Raw genomic sequence first — 20,396 nt, 5'->3', positions numbered from 1 at the left:
AGCCCGTACCCCCGTCCCTCGAGACCCCTCGACATCCCTTCGATCACGTTCGGTGGACCAGATGACCGCAGCACCCGATCGCGGCGAGCCCGCAGCCGTTCCGGAGCGTGCCTTCCCGCTGATCTTCGCGGAGCGGGTGTCCGACACGGCCGCCTTCTACGAGAAGCTCGGCTTCACCCGGCACAGCCGCAACCCGCCCACCGGCGAGCCGACGTACGTCGGACTGCGCCGCGGTACCGCGGAGATCGCCGTGGTCAACGCCTCCTGGCCGGCCGACCAGTACGGCGGCACGGCCGGCGGCCAAGGGCTGCGGTTCGAGATGTTCGTACTCGTCGGCGATCTCGACACCACCCTCGAAAAGCTCGCCGCCGACGGGACGCCCCGGCTGCGCGGACCCGTCGACATGCCCTGGGGCGAACGGATCGCCTACGTGGCCGATCCGGACGGCAACCCCGTCGCGCTGGCCTCCTCCACCCACACCGCCTGAGCACGGCGGGCCGTCCACCACTCCACCTCGCACTGGGACTTGGGAGATCATGACGCTCGACCTGACTCGGATCCTCGACCTGCCCCACGACGTCCGGCCCGACCCGGACGAGCTGGTCCGTGCCGCGATGGAGTGGCACTTCCATCCCGACACCGGCTCCCGCTTCTGGCTGGAGCGCGCCGCGACCCTCGGCTTCGACCCGCGGCACGACGTCAGAACCCATGCGGACCTCACGCTCTTCCCGAACGTCGCCGCCGAGCTGCGCGACGTGCCCGTCGAGGACCTGATCCCGCGCGGCTACGGCAAGAACCCCGATGTGGTCGGCGTCTTCGAGAGCGGCGGCACCACCGGCGCCCCCAAGCGGGTCGTCCTGCTGCGCGACTGGCTCGACCGCATGGTGGCGTGGAGCAACACCCAGCTCGACGCCCACGGCTTCCGGCGCGGCGCGCATTGGCTCGGCGTGGTTCCCTCCGGGCCGCACATCGTCGGCGAGTACTTCCGCCGCTCCGCCACCACGCACGGGGTCCACGGATTCTCGGTCGACCTGGACCCGCGCTGGGTCAAGCGGGTCATCGCGGAGGGCCGGGCCGGCGAGGCCAACGCCTACGCCGAGCACCTGGTGGACCAGGCCGCCGAGGTGCTGCGCTCGCAGCGGATCGAGGTCCTGACCATCACCCCGCCACTGCTGGAGCGGCTGGCCCGGCGCGAAGAGCTCGTCGACCTCGTCAACGCCAAGGTGCACGCCATCCGCTGGGGTGGCACGCAGATGGACGCCGACTCCCGCTTCCTCTACAAGAGCGAGGTCTTCCCCGACGTCGTGCTCAGCGGAAACTACGGCAGCACGATGATCCTCGGCTTCGCCGGGGAGCGGCCGGGACTCTCCGATGCGGACCCGTGCGTGTTCGACCCGCTCAGCCCGTACGTGACCTTCTCCGTCGTGGACCCGCAGAGCCTCAAGCCCGTCGACCACGGGGAACGCGGCCGGGTCCTCGCACACCACGTCAGCAAGTCGTTCCTGCTGCCCAACAACCTCGAACGGGACCTGGCCACCCGGGTGGAACCGCTCGACGGCGCCTTCGGGGATTCCGTCGCCGACATCGCGCCGGTCCTGCGGTTCGAGAACGAGCCCGTGATCGAAGGGGTCTACTGATGGCGGGCGACCCTGCCGCGACCGAACCGACCGACCCGACCGACCCCATCCACCTCGACGCTCTGGGCGCCAAGGGGGCCTTCCGGGCCCGCAACCGCGAGGCGATCACCGACGTGTCGGGCGCGGTCGTGGCCGAACTGAGCCTCGTACCATCCCTGTTCGTCAACCGTACGATGACCGCACTGCGCGGGGCGGTCGGCCGACCGGTGGACGAGCGGATCGACTCCATCGCCCGCGCCGCCGAGATCTTCTCCACCGCAACGGTGAACGGCCAGTCGGTCGCGCAGTACGAGCACGCGGTCAGCCGGGTCGGCGGCATCCCCCTCACGGTGGTCCGCACGGCCACCGGGTCGATCGCGACCCGGCTCAAGATGGCCCACTACAGCGTCCGGCAGGCGCAGCCCCGGGGAGCCGCGGACGACTGGCGCGACCCGCTCACCCGCACGGGACACGCCGTCTGGACCCGGCGCGGGGACGTCTTCGCGGTCCACGCCGCCGGCAACCATCCGGGCACCCACAGCCTGTGGCCGGAGGCGCTCGCCCTGGGCTACCGGGTCGCGGTCCGCCCGTCGCGCCGTGACCCGTTCACCCCGCACCGGCTGATCACCGCCCTGCGGACGGCCGGCTTCGGCGACGACGAGGTGGTCTTGCTACCCACCGACCACGAACGCGCCGACGACGTCCTGCGCGGCGCCGACCTCGGCATGGTCTACGGCGGCGCGGACGTGGTCCGCAAATACGCGGCCGACCCGACGCTGCTGCTCCAGGGGCCGGGGCGCTCGAAGATCCTGCTCACCTCCGACGTCGACTGGCGCGAGCACCTGGACACCATCGTCGCCTCCGTGAGCCACCACGGAGGCACCGGGTGCGTGAACACCACCGCGGTCCTCGTCGAAGGCGACCCCGCGCCGCTCTGCGCGGCGCTCGCCGAACGGCTGGCGGCGCTGCCCACCCTCCCGCCCGAGGACGAGAAGGCGGTGCTGCCGGTCCAGTCCGCGGCCGGCGCACGGGCGATCGCCGCGTACCTCGGCCGGCGGGCCGAAGGCACCCGGCCGTGGCTCGGCAGCACCGGTGTCGTGGCCGACCTCGGTGACGGCAGCGCCGTGCTGCGCCCCGCCGTCCACCAGGCCGACCGCGCCGACGCCCCGCAGTTGGGGATCGAGCTGCCGTTCCCGTGCGTGTGGGTCGCCCCCTGGACCCCGGAGGACGGACTGACCCCCCTGCGGGACAGCCTCGTCCTCACCGTGATCACCCACCGGGACGAGCTCGTCGACCGGCTCCTCGCGGAACCGGGCATCGGCAACCTCTACGTGGGCGACCAGCCGACGTACCAAATAGCGCCGGGGCTCCCGCACGACGGGTTCCTCGCCGACTTCCTCATGCGCAGCAAGACGGTGATCAGGAACTGACGCCGTCCGCGACCCGTACGCCTTGTTCAGTCCGACCCGAGAAGGGACATCCCACGATGCATGCAGTTTCCTACACGGCCCAGTGGATGGCAGCCGCCCGTGCGCTGGAATCGGAGCGCGAGGACGCGCTGTTCGTCGACCCCTTGGCGCGCGACCTGGCGGAGCCCAAGGGCTTTGAGCTGATCGACCGTTACGTGGGCGGTGGCCTGCTGCCGTTCATCTCCATCCGCACCCGCTTCCTGGACGACGCGATACGCGACCTGCTCGCCGACGGCGGCATCCAGCAGGTCGTCCTGATCGCCGCGGGCATGGACACCCGGGCCTTCCGGCTCGACTGGCCCGAGGGCACCGAGGTCTACGAGGTGGACCACGGCCCCCTCATCGCGGAGAAGCGGCGCCGCCTGGACGCCCTCGGCGCCAAGCCCACGACCGACCGCCGCGAGGTGTCCGCCGACCTCACCCAGGAGTGGCTGCCCGACCTGGAGAAGGCCGGCTTCGACCCCACCCGCCCCACCCTGTGGATCGCCGAGGCCCTCACCTTCTTCCTGACCGAGGAGCAGGCCTCCGGCCTGCTGCGGCTCCTCGCCTCCGCCTCGGCACCCGGCAGCCGGCTCGCCTTCGACATCCTCGGCAAGGCGCTGCTCCGCAGCCCCTTCTCGAAGCCGTTCCTCGACACCCTGGCGGCCGACGGCACCCCGTGGATCTTCGGCACCGACCAGCCGGAGGAGTTCCTCACCGCCAACGGCTGGAACATCACGGACCTCAAGGAGCCGGGCGAACCCGGCGCCGGCGAAGGCCGCTGGCCCTACCAGGTCCAGCCCCGCGACCGCCGCCACGCCAACCGCCTGTGGCTCATCCGAGCAGAACTCACCACCCCCTGACCCCACCCCCCCAAGGCGGGGACGGCCGAGCCCAACTCCCCGTCCCCGCCCACAACCCGGACAGACTACGTCCGCCGCCCTTTACCACTGGCTCAAGGATCGCCGTGCACTCCACGCAGTGCGTCATCGAAATAAGGTCTAGCAAAAACAGGTTAAGGAAAACCGCAGGTCAGAGGCCATGATTGCGCAAATCAGACAGGCTGCCGGTGTGCATTACATGCGGAGTGGGCGGTGTGAGCAGCGTACTGACGCTGATTGTCACCTCAAGCCCGGGCGAAAGGGGCCCCCGCACCAGTCGGGAAGTGAGCCACGCACGGGCACGACACCCCAGGTCCGACCCGCACGACGTCGGTACCGCGACCGTCAGTGCCGGACCGGCCCGCTGGAGTCGGCACGAGGATAGAGAGCTCAGCGAATCCGCAGCTCAAGCCATCAACCATCCATCAGAGTCGGCAGCATGCGTCGAAAGAGCGTCACCAGTCCTCACACACATGTTGCCGCCAGCTCAGGGCACGTGATCCGCGGCCTGTTCTAGGATGGCGATGACAATCTCAGCGGCCCGCCGGGCTTCCGCTCCACTTCCGTGGAAACTGAAGGACATGCCCCCACCCGCACGAGCTACTTCGTGCTGCCTGGGGGCATTTTCTTGCTGTTCCGTGAGTCCGCGGCGTCGTTGGCCACCCGCACCCACCTTGAAGGACGGCTGGCACAGCTCCTGAGCGAGAACTTCCTGCACAAGCACCGCCACCGGCCCCACCCATCCGAGGTGCGCTCCTGGGAACGCAGCATCCCGGCGCTCACCAACGCGCTGGTCGAAGCGGGACTCGGAGAAGTGGAGATGCTGCTGGAGTACGGACTGCCCCTGACCAGCAAGCGCGCGGACGTGATACTGGCCGGCGTTCATCCGGCCACCGGCGGGCCCTCGTACGTGGTGGTCGAACTCAAACAGTGGAGTAACGCTCACCCGGAGGACGGAGACCCCCTGCGGTGCCGCATCGACGCGTACCCAGGGCCCGTTCTGAACCCGATCGAACAGGTGCGTGGTTACTGCGACTACCTGGTCTCATTCAACGGGGCGTTGGAGCAGTCACCGGAATCGATCGCCGGCGTGGCATACCTGCACAACGCGACTGAGTTCGGAGTGGCGGGCCTTCGGGGCGTCACGGAAGACCGTCGAGGCCGGATGTTCACCGGTGAGCAGCGCGGCGCTTTCCTGGACTACCTGTGCTCGGTGCTGGCACCGAAGCCTGGTGCCGATGCGGCCGACGCCCTGCTCCAGGGCAAGGTCAGACCGTCCAAGCAGCTGATGGCCGTTGCCGCCGAAGAGGTCCGCAACCGGGAGCAGTTCGTGCTGTTGGGCGAGCAGCGACTCGCCTACGAGACGGTGATGTCCGCAGTCCGAAAGGCTCGGAGGTCCAACCACAAACAGGTGGTCGTGGTGGCCGGCGGTCCGGGCTCCGGCAAGAGCGTGATCGCCCTGTCCCTGCTGGGCGATCTCTACCGGCGCGGGGTGCCCGCCCTGCACGCCACCGGATCACAATCTTTCACCAAGACGATGCGCAGGGTCGCAGGAGCCCGCAAGCCTGAGGTCCAGAAGCTCTTCCGCTATTTCAACAGCTTCATGGAAGCCGAGCCCAACGACCTGGACGTGCTCGTCTGCGACGAGGCACACCGCCTCCGCAAGACTTCCGCCAACCGCTACACCAAGGCCGCCCTGCGCACCGGCCGCGCGCAGGTGGCGGAACTGATCGACGCCGCCAGGGTGCCGGTGTTCCTCCTGGACCAGCACCAGGTGGTACGTCCGGGCGAGATGGGGACGGTGGAAGAGATCCGGGAGGCGGCTGCCGAACAGGGGCTGGAGTGCACAGTGGTCGAGCTGGACAGCCAGTTCCGCTGTGGTGGCAGCGACGCCTACCTCCGCTGGGTGGTCGACCTACTGGGCCTCGAGGGGAACGCACCCACCGTGTGGGAGCCGGACGACAAGGTGTGCCTGCTGACGGCTGACACTCCGCAGGAGTTGGAGGACTTCCTGTCCGCGCAACGGACCCAGGGCTATGAGGCGCGGATGTCAGCGGGCTACTGCTGGAAGTGGACGACCAAGATCACTCCGAGCATGAACTCACTGCCGGAGGACGTCATTGTCGGCGACTGGGCGAAACCCTGGAACCTGTACGGGGACCGCTCGCTGCTCGGTGCACCTCCGGCGCCGCTCTGGGCCACCGACCCCGCGGGCTTCGGACAGGTCGGCTGCGTCTACACAGCGCAGGGCTTCGAGTACGACTGGTCCGGCGTGATCATGGGCCCGGACCTCGTCTGGCGGACCGACCGCTGGGTGGTCGACCGTATGGCGTCCAAGGACCCATCCTTCACCAAGGCCACCCCCGACGAGGATGTCGACCGCCTGATCCGCAATACCTACAAGGTGCTGCTGACCCGCGGCATGATCGGAACGATCATCTACTCGACCGACCCGGAAACCCGCGAAAAGCTCCGCTCGCTGGTCAGCCCTGCCACAGAGGTGCGGACCTCAGGGTGAGCCAGGTGGAACGGCGCACGGGTCTGCCGTTCGCCCTGCCCTGACGAGGCACACACGCCGAGCTGCGCCCCGGACCTGCTCACCAGGATAGTCACCGATCCTGACGGCTGCCCTTTTGGCGCCCTTCATGCTGAGCCCACAGGGCAGCTCGTCATGCCCCGCACGATCCCTGCCGCTCAGACAGCAACGAATCGCACAGGCTCGTCCAGTACGGCTGCGGCCTGCTCCAGGTTCGCCAAGCGGGCCGAAAGCGTTGCTTCCGCCAGCCTTGGAGGCAAGGCCTCGGCAAACTTGAGCCCCTGCACAGCGCGCTCGTCCACCGCGGGAAGGCAGAGCTTGGCAGCGGCTCCCGCAGTCCGCGCCTTCCAGACCACCGGAGTGACATCCTCACGCAAGCGAATCCAGTGGTCGTTAATGCGCTGCCCCGGCACCGTCAATTCGTCGAGCGTGGCCGCCAGAGTCGCATTGGCCCGGTGGCCGGCCCATGTCCACCAGCGCGTACGGCCATCCGTATCCCTGATGACGAGGGTGCCACCTGGGTGCACGCGCTCCAGGAAGTGGTCACGTGCCTGACTCAGAGCCCTCGTCGCCCTTGGAGTCAGCTTCACGGGCGGATCGGTCCCCAGAAGCACTGCACGCGCGGCGCGCGACACCTCGAAGGATGCCCCCATTCCGAATCCGGCGCCGCTCCACTTCGCCTTCCCCCCACCTTCCACGGGTTCCACGAAACAGCGCTTGCGCTTCCAGTCGATGTAGGTGACGAGCCAGCTCCGGCCGCCCAGCAGCAGCCGTCGGGGCCCATCGACCCGCTCAGTCAGCAGGCTGGGATCGGTCCGGCCGATCTCCGACCTGCCGTAGAGCACGGTGAACTGCGGAGGCGCAGTGAACACCGCGGTGAGGTTCATGAAATGGCGTTGTCCGAAGCGCCGTTCGGCTTCGGGTCCGATGAAGAGCAGACCGCCGTCACGGTCGAGATAGCCCTCATCGACCAGGTGACGCACGATCGGTTCGGCCCCGCCCCCGAAGGGGCCGAGGCCGCCCCACCACTCCTGCCAAAGGTTCTCGCCGACCCTGTGCTCCTGAAGACAGAGCGCCAGCAGTTGTTGCGCAACGATATGCCGCGGTTCCGGCGGCGCCGTCACCGGCTCCACCCAGCCACGCGACCACTGAAGCAATAGCCCCGCCGCTTCCAGCAGACCGGGCTCGTCCAGGGCCAGGAACAGGCAGTTGCGGGAGGTCCCCGGTCTGCGCCCCGTCCGGCCCAGCCTCTGTAGAAAGGACGCAACCGAGGACGGGGCATCGATCTGGATCACCCTGTCGAGATCCCCCACGTCGATGCCGAGTTCGAGCGTGCTCGTGGAGACGATGACGCAGTCGCGTGCCTCCGCGAACGCTGCCTCCGCCCGCCGACGTTCGTCAAGTGACAGGGAGGCGTGGGAGAGGAAGGTGGTGATGCCCTTCGCGCGAAGCTTCTCGCCGACCTCCTCGACGAAGCGCCTCGACTCGCAGAACACCAGGCGCTTCTCTCCCTTGTGCAACGCGGCAATGACAGTGGCCGCATTGTCGAGGGAGCCCACGTAGTCAAGTTGAATGTCGCCGGGAGGCATGGGCGCAGCCGCTCCGCCACCGGCCTCTGCCGGCTCCGTCAGGTGCGGGGCCACAACTCTGGCCGGGCGCTTCCCTGCGCCTGAGCCCTGGAGCCAGGTCAGCAGCTCCTCCGGGTTGCCCACCGTCGCCGACAGCCCCACCCTCTGCAGTGGTCGGCCCACGACCCGCTGCATCCGCTCCAGTACGGAAAGCAGGTGCCAGCCACGATCGTCGCCGGCAAAGGCATGCACCTCGTCGATCACGACGGCCCTCAGCCCGGAGAAGAACGCTGCGTGGTCAACGTTCGCGCTGACCAGCATGGCCTCCAGGGATTCCGGCGTCGTGAGCAGCACGTCGGGACGGGCCGCCAAGATCCGTTTCCGGGCACCGGCGGTGGTGTCACCGTGCCACAGGGCTGCGCTGCGCCCGAGCCAGGAGGTGTAGGCCTCTAGCCGTGGAAGGAGGTTGTTGAGCAGTGCCTTGAGCGGGCAGACGTAAAGAACCGAGGTGCCGGTCCAGCGGTTCTTCGCCATCCTGGACAACAGCGGAAAGCAGGCCGCTTCGGTCTTGCCACCTGCGGTGGGGGCGAGGAGGATCGCATCGTCACCTGCGATCAGCGGGGAAATCGCCTCCTGCTGGAGGGGCCGCAGCCCACTCCAGCCCAGCGTGTTGACGACGTGGTGGGCCAGGACGGGTTCCAGCTCGTCGAAGGCGCTCATGGCAGTTCCAGGTGGACGTCGCCTGCGTCTCCCGCTGCCGCGTTGCGTTCGGTCTCGGTGAGCTCGGAAGCCTTCAGAGTGAGCGCGTAGTGCTTCCGCGGGTCGAAGTCGGCGAAGTCATCCACGCGGTCAAGCACATCGGCGACCAGCTTGCGCAGGAAAACGCGGGGTGCCACACCGACCTTGCCCCCGAGGCCTCCGGTGACGGCCGCGGCCAGCTCGTCCACGTACGCGTCGTCCACCCGCTCTTGGACTCGCTCCGGGTGACGGGCCTCGTCCCGGTACAGCCCCCGTACCTTGCGACCCAACTCTCCAAGGTGAGGCAGGTCGAATCCGGGTAGGCGGAGCTGGACCGCGCGAGGCGAGTCGAAGCGGGAGTCAGTGGTGAAATCGGTCGCCAGGCGCTGGGCGAGAGGGGCGAGCCGCTGCGCGCCCTGCTGCCCGTCGTAAAAGGCGGGCGTGCCGGTGATGACGAGGAACAGTCCCGGGAAGCGTCCGGCATCGATCTCGTCGAGCAGCTGGCGCAGGGCGTTGAGACCCTTCTCGCGTACGTCGCCCCTCACCCGCTGGAGAGTTTCGATCTCGTCGAGGACGAGGAGCAGGCCGGGATGCCCGCAGTCCCGCAGCACGGTGAGCAATCCCTGAAGGAATCCGAGCGCGGCAAAGTGGTCGAGATCCCCGCGAACGCCCGCCGCCCTGCGGGCGGCGGCAGCCACGGATTTCTGCCCGCCGAGCCACGCGATCAGTGCTTCTGCGGTCGCGCCATCGCCGGCCGCGACAGCTGCACGGTAGCCGCGAAGAGCTGCGGCGAAGGCCGGCGTGGTCCGGGCGACATCGGCCAGCCGCCGCTCCATGAGCGTGTCGACTGCAGCACCGAGCGCCGTCTCATCGTCCTCGTCGACCTCACCCGCGTCGAGAACTTCCTCTTCAAGCGTGTAGAACCACGAGTCGACCACCGCCCGCAGCGCGCTCGGCTGGTGCGTCGCCGTGGTCAGTCTTTCCGTGAGCCGGCGGTACACGGTCTCCAGCCGGTGCAGCGGCGTTTCTGTCTCGGAGATCTGCACCTCGGCCACGGCCAACCCGGCCCGCTTCGCCCGTTCGGCCAGCCACCGGGCGAAGAAAGTCTTGCCCGACCCGTATTCGCCGCGGATGGCGTGAAAGGCCGCACTGCCACGGGCCACGGTCGAGAGGTCGTCGTCGAGCGCCTCCTCAAAGCGCCCGAGTCCGACGGCGAGGAGGTCGAGGCCGGCTTGGGGAACAGTGCCGCGCCGGAGCGCGTCGATCACCTCACGCCGGCGGACCACGCTCCCAGCGGCCGGACCGGCGGTCACCGGGCGTCCCGTTCGGCCGGAAGGAACTGCGCACGCAGCAGTGCCTCGTCGAGTTTCACCGTGTGTCCTCCGTCGATGAAGCCGAGGACGGGGTATCCCTCGACGTTCAGCAGTCGCTGGACGGTGGCGACGAAGCCCTCGATATTGCGCCGCACCCGGCCTGTCGCGGAGATCGCCGCGGCCAGAGCAGCCGGGGACATGGTGCCGCCTGCCCCGACCAGCTCGTTGATGACCGCAGCCACGACCGCCGCTTCCGGTGCCTTTCGGACGTACGCCTTCTGCGCCTCGTAGACCTCGCTCGCCACCACGCGGTCGCCGAGGCTGTCCCTCGCAGCAACAGACTGCGCACCAGCGGAGTTCTCCGATGTCACGACATCGGCGTCGGTGAAGAGTTCCTCGGACTGCTGTCGCGGCTTGGCCGTCTTGGTCTTCGCCTTGATCCCAGTTTCTGCCGGAGCCACAACCAGGTGCGCCGCTTCCGTCGATGCTGCGGACGTCGCACTCCACCATGAAGGTGCCGCTTGTTCCCTGGGCAACAGGTCCCAGTCATCAGGTACCTCGCCGACCGAGGGTACGAGGACCAGCACCGGCACGGTGACTTCAGCGAGGGCTGCGCCGCCGTGGTAGCCGGCTCGTCGGCCCGAGTACCGGATGTTCTCGCGCCATGGCACGGTGATCGATCCGTTTCCAGCCAGGACTCGGGGGCCCTGCAGGGACACCTCGCCCGGTCCCGCATCCGTGCCGGTCCGCCAACGCGCGGACTCGACGGGTCCCGCCACTTCCGCCGCGGCCCTCCCCGGTTCGCGATCGAGTACATGACCGTGGTCGGAGACCAGCACGACGGGCCGACCATAGCTGCGGGCCGCGGCCAGCAGCTCGCGCAGGTATGTCACGTCGTGCAGGGACCAGGCAGTTCGTTGGCCTTGCTGGCCGGAGTCAAGGGCGTCATCAATGGTGTTGAGTACGACTCCGACAACGGCGTCCGAGGCGAGTGCGAGCAGCAGCTCCGGAGCGAGGAAATGGCCCGCCTCCCCTCCGATGGACGCCTTGTGGAACAGCCGGGCGCCCTTTCGCTTCTTGCGCCAGAAAGCCTTGAAGCCCGCCTCCTCAACCGACTGACCGCCAGAGGTGGCTGCTCCGGTGAGCAGAGAGGCCCGGCTCGTCTGGGTCACCGAGGGGAATGCCGACACCGCAGCAAGCCGTCTCGGCCCTGCACCGAGCCTGGGGCGCGGCACGACCTCCCGCCAGCCCTCGCGTTCCACGTCCTCACCGAGCTGTGCGGCGACCGCGCTGCTCATGCCGTCGAGCACGATCAGAAGAGGGGACGCTCCTGCCGCCAGGGGACGCGCGACGGTCTCCATGACCTTCTCTACGACCAGGCAATCACCGGGCTGCTGGGCGGTGGCATGGACTGCCCAGTCCGCCAGGTGCCGTGCGAACTCCGCATCCAGCGCTTCGCGACGGGCCCGGCCGTCCTCGTACAGCGCCCTCAGGTGCCGTGCCGCCTCCGGATCACCCCCGGGGTCGCCGGCCCAGAGCACCGTCAGCGCCCGGTCCACCCACCCCCAGTCAGCGGCATGCTCAGCCACTCCGCCAGCCACACTCGGGACGGTTGGGGTGGGCAGGCGCAGCCAGCGGGCGAGGCGGACGGCCATCTCGGCCACCCGCACCCGGTCGGGGTAAAGAGAGACCAGCGCATGCCCGGTCAGTTCGGCCAGTTCCGCTTCGCCGCCGTCCGGCGCCTGCCGGGCCGCCTCGATCGTCGCACTCAGATGCGCAGCGAAACCGGCGGGAAGGAAGCGGCTCGTGGCCAGGGCAGCTGTCAGTCCGGCGTCACGAGCCAGTTCATCAGCCCGGTCGAGGATGGCGAACACACGCTGCCTGGCGCTGTCGTTACCACGTACTTCGGCGATCCAGCGGAGCATGGATCCTTCCACCGCGTCGGTGAAAGCCGTCAGTTCGGCACGACGCGGCCGCGCTTGCCCGAAGAGGCCACCAACGGCAAGGACGGTGTCTGGACTGACAGCCGGATCACGCAAGGTCGCACCGAGCAGCCCGAGTGCCATCGCATCTGCGCCACGGCCCGCCTCGGCCAGCGCGAGCAAGACGGGTACGGCCGGACCCGCGATCTCGCCAAGCCACTTCTTCAGCTCCGAGCGCTCGGTCTCGCCCAGTTCGGCGAAGCGCTGAGGCCCCGCGCCCGTACGGGACCAGGCCAGCAGCGAGTCGGGGTCGAGTGCTGTCTCTCGGCCAGGGGCTGTGCCGCCTTCGCGGTGCAGTCCGAGACGTTCGACGACGAGGGCGCGCACCGCCGTGTCGCGGGTGAGCACTCCGGCAGTCCGCGGCCAGCCGCGGTCTGCTGGTTCGGCATCGACGAGTGCATCCAGCAGCCAGTCCTCGCGGTACATCCGCATGTCGAGCCCGGCCGCGCCGAACCGCTGCAGGACGATCTCGGCCTTGTTCACCGTGAGCGTGCGCCTGCGGACGGCGTGGCCGCGCAGGTCCCAGCCGAGCTGTGCGTCGTCGACTCCCGTGGTGAGAACGAGCAGGCTGCCGGGTACCTCCTGGGCACGGTGCTCGCGCCATGCATTGAGCAGCCCGAGCACGGACGACTCGTCTCGCACCCTGACCCTGCGCGGCTGCCCGGCCACGGTGGCTGTGAACTCGGCGGCCGCCCCCGTCGCGTACGTGCCGTGGACCAGCACCAGCGAGCGGTCGCGCAGTGCAGAAGCATTCCGTTCCAGAAGCGCTTCGACGGTGCGCCGTCCGACCTGTGGCAGGGATGGGGCCATCAGTACTGGGTCTCCTCGGTGTCGGCCCCGGTGGACCCGGCCTCGACGACCCGCCAGGAAATCTGGACCTGGGCACCGGGGTGGTCTGCGAGATAGGTCCGCAGATCGGCGCTGAGGTCCGCGACGGTCGCGGCGAGGCTGGCTTCCAGCCGGGTCGGCTCGACCAGGTAGCTGGCCCCGGCGAGGGGCGCAACCGGTCCCTGCGGGCCAGCGTGTTGTACGGGTCCGGCGTTGGTTACGGCCGCCTGCTGGCCCCCGCTCTGCTGCTCCACAGCGGGGACAGACGGGTTGCCGTGTGTCGTTAGCCGAACGTCCTCTGCAGTCGGCTCCGCGGGGCTTGGCGGCATGGTGGCGGGCGGCTGGGGCGCGGCCGGCTGCGCCGCCTGAGCGAGGCGGGTGGCCTCCCGCATCAGGAGCATGGCCGAGCTCTGGATACCACCGAGAACCGGCGCCAGCGGCTCGTCCGCGGTCTCGTGGCGGTTGGCCGTCTGCTGAACGTTGGTCACCAGGGCGCGAGCCCGGTCACCGACGGAGTCGTCACGGGTCGCCAGCTCATGCACGGTGTCGAGCAACGGCGGCCATTCCCCATCAGCAAGGGCATCCCGGACCGCGGGAGCCTGCTTGAGAGCGGCGCCGATCTCATCATCGGCCACCGTGTACGTGGCTCGCGCGAGGTCCTGGAGCACGAGGGTCGGGTCACTGCCTGGGCGCACCACGCGCGCGATCACGTCGGCCGCCGCCTTCAGGGACTGCATGCGTGGCGCCTCTGCACCACCCGGGCCGGCCAGACCCAGCCGGCCGGCGTGGCGCTGCAGCAGGTCGCGGGCGTCTGCCACGGCCTTGCTGTGCCCTTCAGCGACCTCGCGGATCTGGGTGGTGAGCTGGGCAACGTTCCTGGCGAAGAGGACCGGCGGCACCTGCTTGCCGAAGATGACCGCGGCGCGCCGCAGCGCCGTGTGGAAGGTCTCATCGTCCGGCAGCACGACCGCCCGCAGCCCGTAGCCTGCGCCGATCTTGTCGAGTTCGGGCGCCTTGGGGAGGGTGGAGGTCTGGTAGATCCAGGTGCGGTCGTCGAGCAGGGCATAGGTGGCGATGAGCAGGTTGGCGACGTGGCGGTCGAGCCCCTCGAAGCCCATGTCGTCGATCCAGCCGCGGATGGTCTCCACGGCGAGGTCGTCACTGGGGTCCTGGGTCTCGGCGGCGCGCTTGTTGATGCGCAGCCGCCAGTCGTTGCTGACGTTGAGCGGCCCGTCGTGTACCTCCCCAAGGCGCAGGCCGTGGACGATCTTGCGGACCCTCTTGATGTGGTGACTGTCGACCACTACGCGGCGTGAACCGTCCGCCATGGCCCGGGTGATCCACTCGAGAGTGATCTTCAGATCGCCAAGGGTGATGGCCTCGCGCTTGCCCAGCGGATCGAAATCGGGGTGCTTGGGGAAGCGCGCGGCGTACATCTCGTCTGCGAGCACGAAGAGGTTCTGTTCGAAACCGACCGCCGGCTCCGGCTTGGTCCGCTCGAAGCCTCGCTGGAGCGAGACCAGGTGCTGCCCCTCGTGTACCTGGGCACCGACGACTCCCGGCTCGGCCTTGTTGATGCCGTACAGCTGGAGGAGCGCCTCGGTGAGGCGTTCGGTGAGGCTGTCGCGGGACGCCTTGAGCTGGTTGCGGATCTGGACGCGCTCCTCGGCCGGCCGGGTGGCCGTGTGGTCTTCCAGTCGGTCCCGCTCCAGCAGATAGTTGATCTTCAGCAGGCGGCCGAGCTGCCGTCCAGTCTGCTCGGAGAAGAAGTCCGGCACCCAGACGAGAACGGGTTCGTTGCGTCCCGCCCGCAGGAGCTTGTCGACGCGGTCGAGGTCGTCGTTCGGCCCGTGCTCGCCGTCATCGAAGGGGTAGTCGAAGATGAAGCGGATGTGGGCCCTCTGCTCGGGGCTGAACTCCTCGTCCGGCAGGTGCCGGTCGCGTACGTTGCCGAAGACGAATTCCACCGTTCGCTTGGTACCGCGCCAGACGATCTCCCGCTCGCAGACGAACGCCTGGGTGTCCTGGATGCCGAGTGCCCGCCACAGTTGGTCCTTGATCCACTGGCGCCTGTAGCCGAGCTGGTCGGCGACTCCCTGAACCTCTTCGAGGAGGGGTTCCACGTCCAGGTCAGACAAGTGGAGGTGGAAGACGGGGTCGCCGCTGTCGCCCTCACTCCTCAGCTCGCCGTCGTAGTCGACCTGCAGGTCCCTCAGCCGCTTGACCGCGACCGATCCGGCGTCACCAACGCGGGTACGGATCTCGCCGTGGTTGAGGGCTGCGAGCCGCCCGCCGGTGAGCCGGGTCAGCGCCGGGACATGAGGGGCCAGGGCGGCCAGCAACAGCGTCTTGACGAGCCGGTCGTCGGTCTTGAAACGCTTGTCGTCCGTCGACTGGTACTTCTCCAGCAGAGTGTCGCGCACCCGCTGGTGGAAGCGGTGCGCAATCTCCGACTCGCGGCGCAGTTTCGGCGTGAAGGCCGCGCCGGTACGGTCCGCGATGACGTCGTAGAGGTCGCCGAGCGGGATCAGTTCGCCCAGCTTGAGGTCCTCGCGGCGCCGTCGCAGGAGCTCCTGTACGAGCTTCAGTCCCGTGCGCTCGCGCTGAAGGGCACCCGACAGGTCGACGAGTACGTTCAGGAGGGCCGGCGAGAGCGGGTAGAGCTCGCGGAAGTCGTCCCAGGTCGCCTCGGTGCGGCCCTGGGCGTCGAGCAGCACCTGGCGCACCTCGTCATTGGACGACTCGACGATCTTGAAGGCGTCGTCGCGTACGGACTCCATGCCCGGCTTGGGCGCGAGGACGCGGTGCTTGATGATCTCGACGAGGTTACTGTCCTCCAGGTCGACCACGTCGAACCGCTCGGCAAGGTACTCGATCTGCTGCTCGAGGTTCTCGATGTCGGCTCCCGCGACATCGGTGCCGATGAGCTGGGACAGGTCGCGCTGGCGGGAGATGAACGACACGATCGGCACGGGGCGTCCGCTGTCCCCCGACTCGATCAGCTTGACCAGTTGCTGGACCTGGCTTCGGACGAAGTCATGCCGTCCCATGTTCGCCTGGAGCCACAGCACCAGCTCGTCCAGGAAGAGGACTACGCCGGTGTAGCCGAGCGACTGCGCGTGCTCGGAAATGATCTTGAGGCCGTTCTCCAAGGGCACGAAGGCCCCTGCCTCGCCGCGGACACCCTGCGCGTACGAAGCCATGGGCCCCGCCAGCAATGCGGAGACCAGCTTCATCCGGTCGGGGTCGTCCACGGCCGTCGCATTGAACGCCCGGTCGAAGTCCGCGCCGGTCCAACCTCCGCCCGTGGGGGCCGCCCCCTCCCCGGCGTCGAAGGCGGGAATGTCGTCGGGATCCGTCTCCGCCGGTGCTGCGTCGGTGACACCGAGGGCTACGGCGCCCTTCCCGAGCCACTGGAGGAACTTCGCATCATCGCCGAGGAATTCCCGTTGCGTCTGGGCATCGGCGAGCAGCGCGTCGGCCCGGTAGACCGGAGGCAGCGGCTCGTCGGGGTGTAGCTCGCGCACCGTGTGCACGTAACCGCCCAGCAGAGCCGAATCGAGGTCGGTGGAGCCCACCAGGTGGTACGGGACCATCAGGAACCTGCTGTGGTCCAACCACTCCTTGTGGGGCGCGACGACCTCCATCAGGCGCGGCTTGGTCTTGACCGCCTCGTGGTTGTTGAGCACCGCGTGCAGTACGGACAGGAAGTGGCTCTTACCCGCGCCGAAGGAGCCGTGCAGGTATGCAGCGTGCGAATTACCGGTCCGGACCGCGTTCGAGACGATACTCAGGGCGTGCCGGAAGGCCCCCTGGAGCTGCTCGGTAACGACGTACTCGCTGACCCGCGCGTCGGTCTCGCTGAATCCCTGGGAGAGCTCGATCTTGAAGTCGCCGGCGTGGACGTCTTCCTTGATGTCGATGACATCCTTCAGAAAGAGCTCGCTCATGGGCATCAGGCGATCAGTCCCTCGGTCGGTGGCGGCACGGTCGAATGGCGTGCGCCGTTTGGCGCACCTCAATCTTGCCAGGTCGTCGGTGCCCTGAACCCGGACCCGGCAAGATCCACACCATCCCCGTCCCCGCACACCCGGTCACGCCTCCTTGCCTGTGTGTCACTTCATGGCGCTGGGTAGATTTGCCGCTCCGGATGCGGGGGCCGCAGACAGGGGGACGCGTACGTGGGGTGGCGCGAGGAGATCGTCACGGCGCTCGGCGAATGGATCAGCGTCGAAGGCGGCGCGGGCAAGCAGCCCCGCTGGCAGCGCGTCGGCCGGGCAGCCCGCACCGGAGAGGCCGGCCAATACTCGATCGACCTCCGCGGCTCTGACATCGGGCCCGACCAGCTCGACAGCCTGCGGCTCGCCGGACCGGAGAGCGACAACATCGATGCGGGCGGTTTCGCGGTCTCGGAGACGGTACAGAACGGCTCCCTGCTGACCTTACGAGTAGCCGAGTTCGCAGATATCGCCGACCCTCACCTGTGGATCCTCAAACAGCCGCCCACCTTCCTGATCGAGGCGCTGCGCGACGGCATCTCCGGCTTGGGCGAGCACCCGCTGGCCGCCGCGCTGGCGGCCGGGAGCATCGGCGGGCCCCCGGGCAGGGCTGTGGACCCGCCCGGTTTCCACCCCGCGCAAGGAGACGCCTACCGCGCCTGCCTCGGCGAGGGCGTGCACCTGGTGTGGGGCCCGCCGGGGACGGGGAAGACCACGGTTCTCAAGCGAGCCATCGGCGATCTGATCGCCCGGGGCGACCGGGTGCTGCTGGTATCGGCCACCAACATCGCCGTGGACAACGCCCTGCTCGGGGTGGTGCGGGAGAAACGGCACAGCCCCGGTGACATCGTCCGGGTGGGCCCGCCGCACCTGCGGGAGGTGGCCGAGGACCCCACGGTGTCCCTGCCGCTGATGGTCAGAGCGCGGCTGGCGGATGCCGCCGGTCGGCGCAGTGCAGTCGAAGCCGAGCTCGTCGCGGTGAAGCACCGGGCGGAGCAGCTCGCCGCCCTGGACAGTACTTTGGCTGGTTTCGACTCCTCCTCCTACTTCGCGGCCCTGAAGTTGCTGCGCACGCCCGGCGAGGATCTCGCGTCGACGCAGTCGCGGGCGGAGGACGCCCATCGGCGGCTGGCTGAGGCCGATGAGCAGTTCTGGGCCGCATTGTCGGCGGCCGAGACAGCCGCGGCGCGCCACAAGGCGGCCGAGTCGTCCCAGGCGCAGTGGCAGCAGGTGGACCGACTGTCCGAGGAAGTGGTCCAGGTACGGAAGGCAGCGGAGCTCCGCGAGGCCGCCGCCCTGCTGGCGGAAGGCCGCTGCCACCCCCTGCGCAGTGAGCTGGCAGAGCTCCAAACCAAGGGCTCGATGGCGAAGTGGCGGCTGCGCGAGAAGATCGTCACGCTCCAGCAGCGGCTGGACGACGCCGAGCGATCTGCCTCATCGGCCAAGCAAGCAGCACTGGAAGCCCGCTCTACGGCCACCACCCACGTCGCGACGCTAGGCGCCCGCATCACAGCCCTGGTCGACGCCATCCCGCTCACCCGGGAGCAGATCAGCAGCCTGGAAGCCGACGCAGCCGCCCGGGCAGCGGCGGAGCAGGAGGCAGCGCACCACTGGGACAACTGCAAACTCCATGTGACCCGCGCGACCGAAGCCGCGGAGCGCGCCCAACAGACCAGCGACCTGACCCAGCAGGCCGAAAGGAAGGGCTGGCCCGCCCAGTACGACCTGGCCCGCCGCCTGCGTCCGGCCGTCACCTCCGACACCGCCCGCCGCCCCGCCCTGGAGAAGCAGTACCAAGAGGTCCAGGAGGAGTACGAGCGCCTGGCCCGCGACGCCCAGAGCGAGATCATCAAGGGCGCCAAGCTGGTCGCCACCACCCTGGCGCGGTTCCGGACGAACCGTGCGGTCTTCGAGGGCCCCTACGACGTCGTACTCGTCGACGAGGCCGGCGCCGCCACCCTGCCGGAGGTTCTGCTCGCCACCGGAAAGGCCGGCCGGGCCGCCGTCCTGCTCGGGGATTTCATGCAGCTGGGAGCAGTCATCCCGCGCGAGCTCAAGGATCAGAAGCGCCCGGACATCACACGCTGGTTGCTCCCGGACGTCTTCCAGCACGTAGGGATCGCCGAACCCGCCGACGCCCAAGCGCACCCAGCCTGCGTCAGCCTCACCGAGCAGCACCGCTTCGGCCCGGCCGTGATGCGGCTGGCGAACGACCTCGCGTACGGCGGCGTGCTCACGGGAGGCGGCCAGACGCTTGCAGGGCGCCCGGCCGACGATCCCGAGATCGTGCTGATCGACACGGACGGGCTTCACGAACTCGCCAGGGCCCACCTGACCGGCCGCCGCAGCGGCTGGTGGCCTGCGGGTTCGCTGATCGCGCGGGCCCTGGTGGAGCTGCACCGCGAGCAGGGCGAGACGACGGGCATCGTCACGCCCTACCGGGTCCAGTCCGACGCCACCCTGGAGGCACTGCGGGACGCCGAAGGACCGGGAGGGCGCGCGCTGGCCGAGGTCGGCACGGCGCACAAGTTCCAGGGCCGGGAATTCGACATCGTCGTCTTCGACACGGTGGAGGGCGACAGCGGCAACCGCGAGCTGTGGATGGCCAACGCCCATCGCCAGCCAGCTGCCAGTAGCTGGCCACGCGACGGCCTCCGCCTCTTCAACGTCGCCGTCACCCGGGTCAAGACCCGGCTCTACGTCGTCGCCAGCGGAGAACGCGTCAAGAACGCGAAGCCGGGGACCGCCCTGGCCCAGCTCGCCGCGCTCATCGGCACCGCGGGCGTGCGGGTCCTGCACGCCAAGACGCTGATCACTCCGCCGCACGCGCCTACGACCTTCCGGGGCGAATTCGGCCAAGCGCTCGCCGAGGTACTGAGCCGGCACGTCGAGGTAACGGAGATCGACGACGAACGCGATTTCTACCGCACGTTCACCGGGGAGATCCGCCAGGCGCGGCAGTCCCTGTGGCTCTGGGCACCCTGGGTCGCAAAGCGGGTCAACTCCCTCCTGCCTGAGCTGCAGGCAGCGGCCGACCGGGGCGTGCGGATCACGGTCTTCATCCGCGACAACACGGACCAGCTCCAGAAGAAGCCGGCCAACCAGGCACTGATCGCCGACCTGCGCGCCGTGGCCCACACGGTCGTGCCGATGAACGTCATGCACCAGAAGATCGCGGTGATCGACGAGCGGACGGTCATGCTCGGCAGCCTCAACGCCCTCTCCCAAAGCTGGACCCGGGAGGTCATGCTGACGATGCGGGGCACGCACTTCGCCCGGAAGCTGCTGGAGCACCAGCACGCGGAGACCTTCGCGACCCCGCCGAAGTGCGGACGCTGCAACGGTTCGGAGATCGAGATCCGGCGCAGGCAGAACGACACCTGGTTCTGGCGTTGCTACGCCACCGCATGCAAAACCACGCCGAAGGGCGGGACGAACGCCTGGACGCAGAACATCCGCCTGGGGCGGGGGCGCTGAGCAGGCCGCTC

General features: G+C 69.0%; 10 protein-coding genes. 6 read left to right on the top strand and 4 right to left on the bottom strand.

The annotated features are described in order from the left end of the window. Positions 1–61 precede the first annotated feature (61 nt). The 5 genes from ACIP5M_RS21660 (at position 62) to ACIP5M_RS21640 (ending at position 6,463) form a co-directional block, all read left to right on the top strand. Positions 62–487, top strand: a complete 426-nt coding sequence (locus ACIP5M_RS21660) for a VOC family protein (protein WP_401199359.1) — start codon at positions 62–64, stop codon at positions 485–487. Between the two features lie 49 nt (positions 488–536). Beyond that, on the top strand, positions 537–1,637 hold the full coding sequence (locus ACIP5M_RS21655; protein ID WP_401199357.1) for a phenazine antibiotic biosynthesis protein: 1,101 nt from the start codon (positions 537–539) through the stop codon (positions 1,635–1,637). Next, positions 1,637–3,046 carry an aldehyde dehydrogenase family protein gene (locus ACIP5M_RS21650; RefSeq protein WP_401199355.1) on the top strand — a complete coding sequence of 470 codons (1,410 nt, stop codon included), beginning with the start codon at positions 1,637–1,639 and terminating at the stop codon, positions 3,044–3,046. Before ACIP5M_RS21655 ends, ACIP5M_RS21650 begins: the two co-directional genes overlap by 1 nt. A gap of 56 nt (positions 3,047–3,102) precedes the next feature. Beyond that, positions 3,103–3,927 carry a class I SAM-dependent methyltransferase gene (locus tag ACIP5M_RS21645; protein ID WP_401199353.1) on the top strand — a complete coding sequence of 275 codons (825 nt, stop codon included), beginning with the start codon at positions 3,103–3,105 and terminating at the stop codon, positions 3,925–3,927. A gap of 646 nt (positions 3,928–4,573) precedes the next feature. Further along, a complete protein-coding gene (locus tag ACIP5M_RS21640) occupies positions 4,574–6,463 on the top strand; it encodes a DNA/RNA helicase domain-containing protein (protein ID WP_401199477.1) in 1,890 nt (629 codons plus the stop codon). 176 nt (positions 6,464–6,639) lie between these two features. On the opposite strand, the gene ACIP5M_RS21635 is transcribed toward ACIP5M_RS21640, so the two are convergent. The 4 genes from ACIP5M_RS21635 to ACIP5M_RS21620 are packed head-to-tail and all read right to left on the bottom strand — an operon-like array spanning position 6,640 to position 16,860. After that, on the bottom strand, positions 6,640–8,769 hold the full coding sequence (locus tag ACIP5M_RS21635; RefSeq protein ID WP_401199351.1) for a DEAD/DEAH box helicase: 2,130 nt from the start codon (positions 8,767–8,769) through the stop codon (positions 6,640–6,642). Next, complete coding sequence (brxD, locus tag ACIP5M_RS21630; protein ID WP_401199349.1) at positions 8,766–10,055, bottom strand: BREX system ATP-binding protein BrxD; 1,290 nt, start codon at positions 10,053–10,055, stop codon at positions 8,766–8,768. The genes ACIP5M_RS21635 and brxD overlap by 4 nt, the downstream gene beginning before the upstream one ends. A gap of 41 nt (positions 10,056–10,096) precedes the next feature. Beyond that, positions 10,097–12,892: a BREX-2 system phosphatase PglZ gene (gene pglZ / locus ACIP5M_RS21625; protein WP_401199347.1), complete on the bottom strand. Its 2,796-nt coding sequence runs from the start codon at positions 12,890–12,892 to the stop codon at positions 10,097–10,099. Next, positions 12,892–16,860 carry a PglY protein gene (locus ACIP5M_RS21620; protein ID WP_401199345.1) on the bottom strand — a complete coding sequence of 1,323 codons (3,969 nt, stop codon included), beginning with the start codon at positions 16,858–16,860 and terminating at the stop codon, positions 12,892–12,894. The genes pglZ and ACIP5M_RS21620 overlap by 1 nt, the downstream gene beginning before the upstream one ends. 231 nt (positions 16,861–17,091) lie before the next feature. Between ACIP5M_RS21620 and ACIP5M_RS21615 the strand changes: the two genes are divergently transcribed. Further along, positions 17,092–20,385, top strand: coding sequence for an AAA domain-containing protein (locus ACIP5M_RS21615; protein ID WP_401199343.1), 3,294 nt, complete (start codon positions 17,092–17,094; stop codon positions 20,383–20,385). Positions 20,386–20,396 lie beyond the last annotated feature (11 nt).

The sequence above is a fragment of the Streptomyces sp. NPDC088762 genome (genome assembly GCF_044750905.1).
Taxonomy (GTDB): domain Bacteria; phylum Actinomycetota; class Actinomycetes; order Streptomycetales; family Streptomycetaceae; genus Streptomyces.
Note: the sequence above shows the minus strand (reverse complement) of the source record. Positions and strands in the feature narration are given on the sequence as shown.